Source organism: Magnetospirillum moscoviense, assembly GCF_001650635.1.
Lineage (GTDB): Bacteria > Pseudomonadota > Alphaproteobacteria > Rhodospirillales > Magnetospirillaceae > Magnetospirillum > Magnetospirillum moscoviense.
This window is the reverse complement of record NZ_LWQU01000126.1, coordinates 41,760-52,409: the sequence shown is the minus strand read 5'-3', so window position 1 is coordinate 52,409 and position 10,650 is coordinate 41,760. Positions and strand designations below refer to the sequence as shown.

The 10,650-nt window shown below is 67.7% G+C and carries 12 protein-coding genes; 8 read left to right on the top strand and 4 right to left on the bottom strand.

All coding sequences use genetic code 11. The features are described from left to right. Window positions 1–362: IS1595 family transposase (locus A6A05_RS07465; RefSeq protein ID WP_156520946.1), on the top strand; the 362-nt coding region annotated here is incomplete at its 5' end. Window positions 363–392: 30 nt separating this feature from the next. On the opposite strand, the gene A6A05_RS07460 is transcribed toward A6A05_RS07465, so the two are convergent. The 4 genes from A6A05_RS07460 to A6A05_RS07445 are packed head-to-tail and all read right to left on the bottom strand — an operon-like array spanning window position 393 to window position 4,412. Beyond that, window positions 393–917: a hypothetical protein gene (locus A6A05_RS07460; protein ID WP_068498996.1), complete on the bottom strand. Its 525-nt coding sequence runs from the start codon at window positions 915–917 to the stop codon at window positions 393–395. A gap of 56 nt (window positions 918–973) precedes the next feature. Continuing rightward, window positions 974–1,948, bottom strand: coding sequence for a quinone oxidoreductase family protein (locus A6A05_RS07455; protein ID WP_068498993.1), 975 nt, complete (start codon window positions 1,946–1,948; stop codon window positions 974–976). After that, window positions 1,945–2,400, bottom strand: coding sequence for a methylated-DNA--[protein]-cysteine S-methyltransferase (locus A6A05_RS07450; protein WP_068498991.1), 456 nt, complete (start codon window positions 2,398–2,400; stop codon window positions 1,945–1,947). Before A6A05_RS07450 ends, A6A05_RS07455 begins: the two co-directional genes overlap by 4 nt. Before the next feature lie 8 nt (window positions 2,401–2,408). After that, window positions 2,409–4,412, bottom strand: coding sequence for a thioredoxin domain-containing protein (locus tag A6A05_RS07445; RefSeq protein ID WP_068498989.1), 2,004 nt, complete (start codon window positions 4,410–4,412; stop codon window positions 2,409–2,411). Window positions 4,413–4,508: 96 nt separating this feature from the next. On the opposite strand from A6A05_RS07445, the gene A6A05_RS07440 reads away from it, so the two are divergent. The 7 genes from A6A05_RS07440 to A6A05_RS07410 are packed head-to-tail and all read left to right on the top strand — an operon-like array spanning window position 4,509 to window position 10,645. Then, the gene (locus A6A05_RS07440) at window positions 4,509–4,760 is read left to right on the top strand and encodes a DUF6489 family protein (protein WP_068498988.1); all 252 of its coding nucleotides are present in this window, start codon (window positions 4,509–4,511) and stop codon (window positions 4,758–4,760) included. Further along, a complete protein-coding gene (locus tag A6A05_RS07435; RefSeq protein ID WP_068498986.1) occupies window positions 4,757–5,101 on the top strand; it encodes a (2Fe-2S) ferredoxin domain-containing protein in 345 nt (114 codons plus the stop codon). The genes A6A05_RS07440 and A6A05_RS07435 overlap by 4 nt, the downstream gene beginning before the upstream one ends. Further along, entirely contained in the window at window positions 5,098–6,423 is a 1,326-nt protein-coding gene (gene mnmE / locus A6A05_RS20735) for a tRNA uridine-5-carboxymethylaminomethyl(34) synthesis GTPase MnmE (protein WP_068498984.1), read from the top strand. Before A6A05_RS07435 ends, mnmE begins: the two co-directional genes overlap by 4 nt. Before the next feature lie 9 nt (window positions 6,424–6,432). Next, window positions 6,433–8,301, top strand: coding sequence for a tRNA uridine-5-carboxymethylaminomethyl(34) synthesis enzyme MnmG (gene mnmG, locus A6A05_RS20730; RefSeq protein WP_245644222.1), 1,869 nt, complete (start codon window positions 6,433–6,435; stop codon window positions 8,299–8,301). A gap of 40 nt (window positions 8,302–8,341) precedes the next feature. Further along, window positions 8,342–8,953, top strand: a complete 612-nt coding sequence (rsmG, locus tag A6A05_RS07420) for a 16S rRNA (guanine(527)-N(7))-methyltransferase RsmG (RefSeq protein WP_068498982.1) — start codon at window positions 8,342–8,344, stop codon at window positions 8,951–8,953. Beyond that, window positions 8,934–9,740, top strand: coding sequence for a ParA family protein (locus A6A05_RS07415; RefSeq protein ID WP_068498980.1), 807 nt, complete (start codon window positions 8,934–8,936; stop codon window positions 9,738–9,740). Before rsmG ends, A6A05_RS07415 begins: the two co-directional genes overlap by 20 nt. A 5-nt stretch (window positions 9,741–9,745) precedes the next feature. Further along, window positions 9,746–10,645, top strand: a complete 900-nt coding sequence (locus tag A6A05_RS07410) for a ParB/RepB/Spo0J family partition protein (protein WP_068498978.1) — start codon at window positions 9,746–9,748, stop codon at window positions 10,643–10,645. Window positions 10,646–10,650: the final 5 nt, after the last annotated feature.

The following is a 10,650-nucleotide window of genomic DNA, read 5'->3' as shown; positions in this document are numbered from 1 at the left end:
CCGGCGCGACGATCAGCGCGGTGTTGCCAGCGATCACAGCCGACGCCATCCGCGCGGTCCTGGCGCCGGTGCTGGATAAGGACGCGCTGTTGGTCACCGACGGCAACAACAGCTATCCGCCGTGCGCCGCCGCTCTCGGCGTCAGCCACGAGGCACTCAACCAGTCGGCCGGTGAGCGTGTCCGTGGCGAACTCCACATCCAGACCGTCAACAACCGCCACTCCCGCCTCAAGGATTTCCTTCGCGCTCGCCGCGGTATCGCCACCCGCTACCTCGACAGCTACCTGCGCTGGTTCCACCTCATCGGCCTTCATCCGGACCCGACCGCGCGATATTGCCTCGCCGCCGCCATGGGGGCGTGACCGTCAATACGATTCACGAATAGAGCCTTTTTATTTCGGCGGGTGCCTGGTCTTGTTTTGCGCCCGGGTCTTCCAATCATCGACCGGGGCGATATCGTCCAGGCTATAGGACTTTTGCGGCATCTCTTCGTCGGGTTCGAAGCCGCCAGCATGACCGGGTGGCGGGGTCGGAGCCTTGGTGTGCATCTGTGCCCGCGACTTCCAGTCGCCGCCCTCATCAATGTGGCGCGCATGCAGGCGGATCGGGTTGCGCTTGAGATAGGACGACAGCCAGGCGCTCAGCAGCATCGGCGGCACCACCACCGCCAGGAACCGGCCGGCCATGGTCCAGAAGGTGTCGCGGCCGGATTCGACGATGATCGCTTCCTTGCACTCATAGCGATCCTTGAAACTGCCCTGGCACTGGGTCGCCATGCGGTCCTTGACCGCCGCCGAGCTGTGATGTTCCACCGATGCCGGCATCATGACGAACAGCAGCCAGCCGACCACCGCCATCCAGGCGATGCAGCTGACGGTCACCGACCACACCAGAAAATTCCGCTTAGCCTTGGTCATACCTGGTCCCCGGACGCGAGCCGTTACGCACACACATCCGAGCGATTATATGCCCTTCAGGGCAGAAGAACCAGAGACCCCGTTGTACGGCGGGCTTCCAGGTCGCAGTGGGCTTGTGCCGCCTCGGCCAAGGGATAGGTTCGGCTGATCTCGACCTTGACCGCACCGGATTGCACGACCTCGAACAACTCGGTCGCCATGGAAACCAGATCGGCGCGGGCGGCGGTATAGGTCATCAAGGTCGGCCGGGTCAGGAACAGCGAGCCCTTGGCCGCCAGGATGCCGGTATCCAACGGGGCCACCTTGCCCGAGCTTTGGCCGAAGCTGACCATCATGCCCAGCGGCTTGATGCAGTCGAGCGAGCGTTCGAAGGTGTCGATTCCCACCGAATCATAGACCACCTGCACGCCTGTCCCCTGGGTGATCTCGCGCACGGCGGCGACGAAATCGGTGTCGCGGTAAAGGATCGGATGGTGGCAGCCATGGGCCTTGGCCAGTTCGGCCTTTTCCGGGCTGCCGACGGTGCCGATCACGGTGGCGCCCAGATGATCGGCCCATTGGCACAGCAACAGGCCGACGCCCCCGGCGGCGGCATGGACCAGGATGGTGTCGCCCTTTTGCACCCGATAGGTCCGGCGCAGCAGATATTGGGCGGTCATGCCCTTCAGCATCATGCCGGCGGCCTGGGTCTCGGAAATCGAGTCCGGCAGCTTGACCAGGCGGTGGGCGGGGATGACCCGGCGCTCGGCATAGGCGCCGATCGGCGGGTTGGCATAGGCGACGCGGTCGCCGGGCCGAAAGTCGGTCACGCCGTCGCCGATTGCTTCGACGGTGCCGGCGCCTTCCAGGCCCAGGGCGCACGGAAGCGGCGCCGGATAAAGCCCGGTGCGATGATAGACGTCGATGTAATTGACCCCGACCGCGCCTTGGCGCAGCAAGACCTCGCCGGCGGCCGGGGCGGGCACCGCCACATCCTCGAACACCATCGCTTCGGGTCCACCGGTCTGGTGGATGCGGATCGCCTTGCTCATACCAGCACCCCTTCGTGTCGCAGCAGGAACCGTTTGGTATCGATCCCGTCCATGCCGGAATAACCGCCCAGGCCGCCATTGCCGCCCAGCACCCGGTGACAGGGGATCAGGATCGGGATGGGATTGCGCCCGCAGGCACCACCCAGGGCGCGGGCCGCGGTGCCCAATTCGCGGGCCAGGTCGCCATAGGTCCGCGCGCTTCCGAAGGGAATGGCGGCGATGGCCGCCCACACCTTCTTCTGAAAGGCGGTGCCATGTGGCGCCAGCGGCAGGTCGAACCGGGTCAAGCGGCCGTCGAAATAGGCCTCGATCTGGGCGCGGGCCTCTTCCAAAAGGGCGCCGGGGGCTTCGTCGGTTTCCGGCGGCCAGCCCCATTCGACGGCGACGATGGCGCCGTCATGGGCGAAGATGGTCAGCGGGCCGACCGGGCTGTTGGTGGTGATCTGGGTCATAATCCAGCCTAACGTGAAGCAAGGGCTGCGCGCAAGGCGGCCGGGTCGGTGATCGGGGCGGAACAGGTCGAGCCCCGGCAAACATAGGCGGCGGCCCGGCCGTCGATCGGCAGTTTGCCGAAGGCCGGGTGATGATCGGGCAGAGGATCGGTGCCGCCGGTCCGCAGCAGGATCCGGTTGGGCAGGGCGATCGCGGCGACGGCGCGTTCCAGCGCGTGGGCGCCGGCACCCTCGGTGATCACCACCTGGACCGAATCGGCCAGCAGATCGAAGGCGGTCAGCAGGGCGGTGATGTTGGGGTGATGGTCGATGTCGAGGCCTGAGAAGGCGGCGATGGTGGCATCGGCGCGGTCGCGCCAGCGGGTCTCGCCGGTCAGCAGCCACAGCTTGGCCAGCAATTGGGCCATCAATCCGTTGGCCGACGGCACCGCCGAATCATGGACCGGCTTGGGGCGGACCATCAGATCGCGGGCATCGGTGGCGGTCTGGAAGAATCCGCCGTCGCTTTGGTCCCAATGATGGGTCTGCGCCGCCTCGGCCCAGGCAGCGGCCTCACGCAGATAAGGGCTCTCGCCGGTGGTTTGATACAGTGCCAAGGCGGCTAGCCCCATGGTCGCCAGATCATCGAGCAGGCCGACATCGGACAGCCGGTCCAGGCGCAGCGAATGGGCCAAACGGTCGCCGGGCAGGGCCATGCGGGTCCGCACCGTCTCGAAGGCGCGCCGGGCCGCATCCAGCCAGCCAGGCTGGTCGAAGACGAAGGCCGCCTCGGCCAGGGCTGCGATCATCAGCCCGTTCCAGTCGGCCAGCACCTTGTCGTCGCGGCCGGGCCAGACCCGCTGGTCGCGGGCGGCCTTCAGGATCGGCCGGGCCCGGGCCAGCAAATCCTCGGCCCCCTCGGGCTGCGGGCCGGAGCGGTTGAGGATGGTCGTCCCCTCCCAATTGCCATGCTGGGTGATGCCATAGGCCTGGCGGAACCAGCGATTGGTCTCGGCATCCAGCAAGGAATCGATCTCGGCGGCCTGCCAGACATAGAAGCGGCCTTCATGCCCTTCGGAATCGGCATCCAGGGTGGCGGCGAAGGCATCGCCCTCGGCCAGCATCTCGGCCAGCAGCCAGCCGATGGTCTCGGCGACCCGGTCGCGCCACAGCGGATCGCCGGTCTCCTGCCACAGCAGGGTCAGCAGCGACACCAGCTGGGCGTTGTCGTACAGCATCTTCTCGAAATGGGGCACCAGCCAGATGTCGTCGGTGGAATAGCGCATGAAGCCGCCGCCCAGATGGTCGTAGATGCCGCCTTGGCAGATGCGGTCCAGGGTCAGCAGCACGGCATTCTTCATGGCGCTATCGCCGGTGCGCCGGGCCGAGCGCCACAGGAAGTCGAACAGGCCGGGCTGGGGGAACTTGGGCGCGCCGCCGATGCCGCCATGTTCGGTATCGACCATGCGCAGGATGGCCCGGGCCGACCGGTCGAGCAGATCCAGGCTCAGCGTGCCCGGACCCGGCGAGTGGGCGGCGCGGGCCAGGCCGGCCTTCAAGGTGGCGACATTCTCGAACACCCTTTCCTGGGTCAGGTCCCACGACCGCGACACCGCACCCAGCACCTCGGGGAAGCTGGGCCGGCCCCAACGCGGCGTCGGCGGGAAATAGGTGCCGCCCCAAAAGGGCTCGGCCGCGGGGGTGCAGAACATGGTCAGCGGCCAGCCGCCATGTTGGCCCATCAGCCCCAGCGCCTGCTGATAGATGGAATCAAGATCGGGCCGTTCCTCGCGGTCGATCTTGATGGCGATGAAGTCCCGGTTGACCTGTTCGGCGATGGTCGGGTCCTCGAAGCTTTCATGGGCCATGACGTGGCACCAATGGCAGGCGGCATAGCCGATCGATAGCAGGATCGGCTTTCCTTGCGCCTTGGCCTCGGCCAGGGCCTCGGGCCCCCACGGCCACCAATCCACCGGATTGTCCTGGTGCTGCAGCAGATAGGGGCTGGTCTCGCCGGCAAGGCGGTTGGTCATGGGGGATATCCGGGTTCGGTGTGGCGTTGCGAAGGCGGGTGTGAAGGCTTAGTTTGGTATGCGACGCCCGTTTGGCAAGCCGTAAGGGATGGCAAGATGAAGATCACCGTCGATATCGACTGCACACCGGAAGAGGCGCGGACCTTCCTGGGCCTACCCGACGTCCGCCCGATGCAGGACGCGCTGATGGCTCAGATCCAGGAGCGGATGACCTCCAGCCTGCACGCCATGGAGCCGGAAGTGATGCTGAAGACCTGGCTGCCAGCCGGGGTGCAGGGCATGGAGCAGCTGCAGAAGATGTTCTGGGCGCAGTTCGCCAATGCCGGCCGCGGGGGGAAGAAAGAGTGAGCCGCCCCACCGATCCCGCCCCCTATTTCAGCCTGCACGTCTTCGTCTGCACCAATCGCCGGCCCGACGGCACGCCGCGCGGCAGCTGCGCCGGTCACGGCTCGGAATCCCTGCGCGACTATCTGAAGGCCAAGGCCAAGGAAGCCGGCCTGAAGGACGTGCGGATCAATTCCGCCGGCTGCCTGGATCGCTGCGGCCTGGGGCCGGTGCTGGTGGTCTATCCCGACGGCATCTGGTACGGCTTCAAGACCCATGCCGACATCGACGAGATCCTTGAAACCCACCTGGTCGGCGGCGGTCGGGTCGAGCGGCTGATGCTGACGCCCGAACAGGGCAGATGACCCAGACTATTTTTGCCCCCACTATTTTTGCCCTCGCCAGCGCACCGGGACGGGGCGGCGTCGCGGTGTTCCGGCTGTCCGGGCCGCTGGCCGGCCCGGCCCTGGCCCGCCTGACCGGTTCGTTGCCGCCGGCCCGCAAGGCGGTGCGGGTGCGGCCCACCCATGGCGGCGAGGTGATCGATGACGGCCTGGCCCTGTGGTTTCCCGGGCCGGCCAGCTTCACCGGCGAGGATGTCTGCGAGCTGCACCTGCATGGCGGCCGCGCCGTCGCCGCCGCTCTGGCCCAGGCTTTGGTCGAGCTGGGCCTGCGTCCGGCCGAGCCGGGCGAGTTTTCCAAACGCGCCTTCCTGAACGGCAAGCTGGACCTGACCCGGGCCGAGGCCATCGCCGATCTGGTCGATGCCGAGACGGCGGCGCAGCGGCGCCAGGCCCTGCTGCAACTGGATGGCGGGCTGGACCGGCTGGCCGAGGGCTGGCGGGCCGATCTGATCCGCGCCCTGGCGCTGTTGGAAGCCTGCATCGATTTTTCCGACGAGGATCTGCCCGACGGCGTGACCGAGCAGGCGGCCCAGGTGGTGGCCCAACTGGCGGCCGAGCTGCGCGGCCATCTGGCCGAGGGCGTGCGGCACGAGCGGCTGCGCGACGGCATCCATGTCGCCATCCTGGGTGCCCCCAATGCCGGCAAGTCCAGTCTGCTGAACCGCATCGCCGGGCGCGAGGTGGCCATCGTCTCGGCCACCGCTGGCACCACCCGCGACGTCATCGAGGTGCATCTGGATCTGGCCGGCTGGCCGGTGGTGCTGGCCGATACGGCCGGCCTGCGCGAGGCGGCCGAGGATATCGAGGCCGAGGGCATCCGCCGCGCTTTGGTCAAGGCCGAGGCGGCCGACCTGAAATTGCTGGTGTTCGATGCCGGCCGACCGGCCGATGCCGCCACCCTGGCCCTGCTGGGCGAGGATTCGCTGGTGGTGGCCAACAAGGCCGATCAGCCGGGCAGCGAGTCTTTTTCCATCGACGGCGCCGCCCCGATCATGCTATCGGCCCGCACCGGCACCGGTCTGGATGAGTTGCTGGAGCGGTTGACCGGCGAGGTGGCGTCCCGCTTCGCCCTGACCCAGGCGCCGGCCCTGACCCGGGCCCGCCACCGGGCGGCGGCGACCGAGGCCTTGGGCGCACTCGACCGCTTCGACCCGGGGCTGGGGCTGGAACTGGCCGCCGAGGAAGTACGGGCGGCGGCCGGCGCCATCGGACGGATCAGCGGCCGGGTCGATGTCGAGGACGTGCTGGATGTGGTGTTTGGCGAGTTCTGTATCGGCAAGTAGGTGTTTCACGTGAAACGAGATGGGCTTCTGACGGCCGACGTGGTGGTGATCGGCGGGGGTCACGCCGGATGCGAGGCGGCGGCGGCGGCGGCGCGCACCGGCGCCGACACCATCTTGCTGACCCAGCGCCTGGATACCCTGGGCGAGATGAGCTGCAACCCGGCCATCGGCGGCCTGGCCAAGGGCCAGCTGGTGCGCGAGATCGACGCGCTGGACGGCTTGATGGGCCGGGCCATCGACCAAGGCGGCATCCAGTTCCGCATCCTCAATCGCTCGAAGGGGCCGGCGGTGCAGGGGCCGCGCGCCCAGGCCGACCGCAAGCTGTACCGCCAGGCCATGCGGTCTCTGCTGGAGGCCCAGGAGAATTTGCGGCTGGTGCAAGGGGCGGCCGACGATCTGGTGGTGACCGATGGCACGGTGACCGGCCTGGTGCTGGCCGACGGTCGCACCATCGCGGCGGGAGCGGTGGTGGTGACCACCGGCACCTTCCTGTCCGGCCTGATCCATTGCGGCGAGCGGACCTGGGCCGCCGGCCGGGTCGGTGACGCCCCCAATTACGGTCTGTCGCGAGCCTTGAAGCGGCTGGGCCTGCCGTTGGCCCGGCTGAAGACCGGGACCCCGGCCCGGCTGGACGGCCGCACCATCGATTGGGCCGGGCTGGACATGCAGGCCGGCGACGATCCGCCGGTGCCGTTCTCGACCCTGACGACCGCCATCACCCAGCCGCAGGTCCGCTGCGGCATCACCTATACCAACGCCGCCACCCACGGGGTGATCATTGCCAACCTGCATCGCTCGGCGATGTATTCCGGTCGTATCCAGTCTGTCGGCCCGCGCTATTGCCCGTCGATCGAGGACAAGATCGTCCGCTTCGCCGACAAGGACCGCCACCAGATCTTCCTCGAGCCCGAGGGGCTGGACGATCCGACCGTCTATCCCAACGGCATCTCGACCTCGCTGCCGGCCGAGGTGCAGGACGCGATGATCCGCACCATGGCCGGCCTCGAGCGGGTGACCATCCTGCGGCCGGGCTATGCCATCGAATATGATTTCGTCGATCCGCGCGCCTTGGATCGCTCGTTGGCGGTGCGGTCGGTGCCGGGCCTTTTCCTCGCTGGCCAGATCAACGGCACTACCGGCTACGAGGAGGCCGGGGCGCAAGGCTTGGTCGCCGGCCTCAACGCCGCCCGCCGGGTGGCCGGGTCGGCGCCGCTGATCCTGGACCGTGCCGACGCCTATATCGGGGTGATGATCGACGATCTGGTGCGGCTGGGCACCAGCGAGCCCTACCGAATGTTCACCTCGCGCGCCGAGTATCGGCTGCTGCTGCGCTCGGACAATGCCGATTTGCGCCTGACCCCGATCGGCGAGGCCATGGGCAGCGTCGGACCCGAGCGCCGCCAGGCCTTTGCCCACCGGCTGGCCGGGCTGACGGCGGGGCGCGCGGTGCTGGACCGATTGTCGGCCAGCCCGACCGTGCTGGCCCGGGCCGGTTTCGCCGTCAATCAGGACGGGGTGGCGCGCTCGGCCTGGGACCTGCTGGGCTACCCCGACATGACGCTTGCCCGGTTGGCGTTGCTGTGGCCCGAGCTGGGCGCCATCGATCCGGCCAGCGCCGAACAATTGGAAATCGAGGGCAAGTATCGCGGCTATCTGGATCGGCAGGAAGCCGACATCCGCGCCTATCGCCGCGACGAGGGGCTGGAACTGCCGGCCGATCTGGATTATGCCCAGGTTGGCTCGCTGTCCAACGAGGTGCGGCAGAAGCTGGCGGCGGCCCGGCCGGCCAGCCTGGCGGCGGCGGCTCGCATTCCCGGGGTGACCCCGGCGGCGATTTCGGCGCTGCTGGGGCATGTGAAACGGCGAGGGGCGGCATGAACAGCATTTGGTGTTTCACGTGAAACAGACCCCCTATGGAATGGAGCAGTGTCTGGCCGACATCGCTGTTTCACGTGAAACTGGCGAGCGGCTGCAAATCTATGCCGATCTACTGGTCAAATGGCAGGCGCGGATCAATCTTGTCGGGCCGGAAACCATCCCCAGCCTGTGGCAGCGGCATTTCCTCGATTCCGCCCAGCTTTTCCCGCTTCTTCCCCAATCCGTCCACAGACTTGTCGACATGGGGTCGGGGGCCGGCTTTCCCGGCCTGATCCTGGCCATCCTGGGGGTGCCCGACGTCCATCTGATCGAAAGCGACGGGCGCAAATGCGCCTTCCTGCGCGAGGCCGCCCGGGTCACCGCCACCAAGCTGACCATCCATAATGCCCGTATCGAACAGGTGGCACCCCTGGCGGCCGATCTGGTGACCGCCAGGGCCCTGGCGCCCTTGGAAAAACTGCTGTCCTGGGCCCAGCCGCATCTGGGGCCGGGCGGCGAATGTCTGTTCCTGAAGGGCAGGGCGGCGGAAGACGAATTGACCCAGGCCGCCAAAGAATGGATATTCTCGCTCGACCGGGTCACTTCCCTGACCGATCCGGCCAGCTCCATCCTTCACTTGAGAGAGGTCCGCCGTGGTCGAGCAGAGCGTTAGCAACGCCGCCCGCATTATCGCCATCGCCAACCAGAAGGGCGGGGTCGGCAAGACCACCACCGCCATCAACCTGGCGACCGCCATGGTGGCGACCCGCAAGAAGGTGCTGATGATCGACCTGGACCCCCAGGGCAATGCCAGCACCGGCCTAGGCGTCGATCGGGCCGACCGGGCGATCAATTCCTATCACGTCCTGATCGGCGAGGCGAAACTGGCCGAGGCGGTGCGCGAGACCGAGATCCCCGGCCTGTCGGTGGTGCCGTCGGGCATCGATCTGTCGGGTGCCGAGATCGAGCTGGTGGAAATGGCCCGGCGCGAGGTCCGGCTGGCCGAGGCCTTGAAGCCGGCGGTGGCCGGCTGGGATTACGTGCTGATCGATTGCCCGCCATCCCTGAACCTGTTGACCCTGAACGCCCTGGTGGCGGCCCATGCGGTGCTGGTGCCGCTGCAGTGCGAGTTCTTCGCCCTGGAAGGCATCTCGCATTTGGTCAAGACCATCGAGGCGATCCGCCAGGGCTTCAATCCCGGGCTGGAATTGCAGGGCATCGTGTTGACCATGTTCGACAAGCGCAACAACCTGACCGAACAGGTGGCGGCCGACGTGCGCGCGTTCTTCGGCGACAAGGTCTATGACACGGTGATCCCGCGCAACGTGCGCATTTCCGAGGCGCCGAGCCACGGCAAGCCGGTGCTGATCTACGATCACAAATGCGCCGGTTCGGAAGCTTATATCCATCTCGCCGCGGAAATGCTGAAGCGCGAGCGGCGCGCGACGAAGGGGGCGTAAGGAACGTGGCTGAGGAAAAGCGACGCAATCTGGGCCGCGGCCTGTCCGCGCTGTTGGGCGATTCGGCGGTGGCGGCGGCGGCGGCCGTTCTGGACGGCCAGGCCCTGGCCGGAACCGCCAAGCCGGCGGGCTTGCGCACCCTGCCGATCGGCGAGCTGAAGCCCGGCAAGTTCCAGCCGCGCCGGCAATTCGACGAGGCGGCCATCGCCGACCTGGTGGAATCGGTGCGCTCGAAGGGCGTGCTGCAGCCGATCCTGGTGCGGCCCTATCAGGGCGCGTACGAGATCATCGCCGGCGAGCGGCGCTGGCGGGCGGCGCAGCGGGCGCAATTGCACGAAGTCCCGGTGATCATCCGCGAGTTTACCGACAAGGAGGCCCTGGAGGTCGCCCTGGTCGAGAACCTGCAGCGCCAGGACCTGACCGCGCTGGAAGAGGCCGACGGCTATCGCCGCCTGGTGGACGAGTTCAACCACACCCAGGAAGAGCTGGCCAAGGCGGTCGGCAAGTCGCGCAGCCATGTCGCCAACATGATGCGCCTGCTGGCCCTGCCGGACAGCGTTAAGACCCTGCTGGAAGAGGGCCGCATCACCGCCGGCCACGCCCGCGCCCTGCTGACCTCGGCCGATCCGGCCGGACTGGCCCGCCAGGTGGTCGATCGCGCCTTGAACGTCCGCCAGACCGAGAAGCTGGCCGGGGCCGGCGCCAAGCCGAAATCGGCCGGCGGCCGGCCGTCCAAGGCTTCGGCCAAGGATGCCGACACCGCCGCCCTGGAACGCGACCTGACCGAGATGCTGGGCTGCCGGGTGCGCATCACCCCGCAGGGCAAGGGCGGCGAACTGACCGTCGAATATGGCAGCCTGGAACAGCTTGACGACATTCTGTCGCGGCTGTCGGGCGAGAAATAGGGATC

What these genes read in the sequence shown, in the direction of transcription:
- A6A05_RS07460 (WP_068498996.1), bottom strand. Translation starts at nt 917, where the DNA reads ATGACCAAGGCTAAGCGGAATTTTCTGGTGTGGTCGGTGACCGTCAGC.
- A6A05_RS07455 (WP_068498993.1), bottom strand. Translation starts at nt 1,948, where the DNA reads ATGAGCAAGGCGATCCGCATCCACCAGACCGGTGGACCCGAAGCGATG.
- A6A05_RS07450 (WP_068498991.1), bottom strand. Translation starts at nt 2,400, where the DNA reads ATGACCCAGATCACCACCAACAGCCCGGTCGGCCCGCTGACCATCTTC.
- A6A05_RS07445 (WP_068498989.1), bottom strand. Translation starts at nt 4,412, where the DNA reads ATGACCAACCGCCTTGCCGGCGAGACCAGCCCCTATCTGCTGCAGCAC.
- A6A05_RS07440 (WP_068498988.1), top strand. Translation starts at nt 4,509, where the DNA reads ATGAAGATCACCGTCGATATCGACTGCACACCGGAAGAGGCGCGGACC.
- mnmE (WP_068498984.1), top strand. Translation starts at nt 5,098, where the DNA reads ATGACCCAGACTATTTTTGCCCCCACTATTTTTGCCCTCGCCAGCGCA.
- rsmG (WP_068498982.1), top strand. Translation starts at nt 8,342, where the DNA reads ATGGAGCAGTGTCTGGCCGACATCGCTGTTTCACGTGAAACTGGCGAG.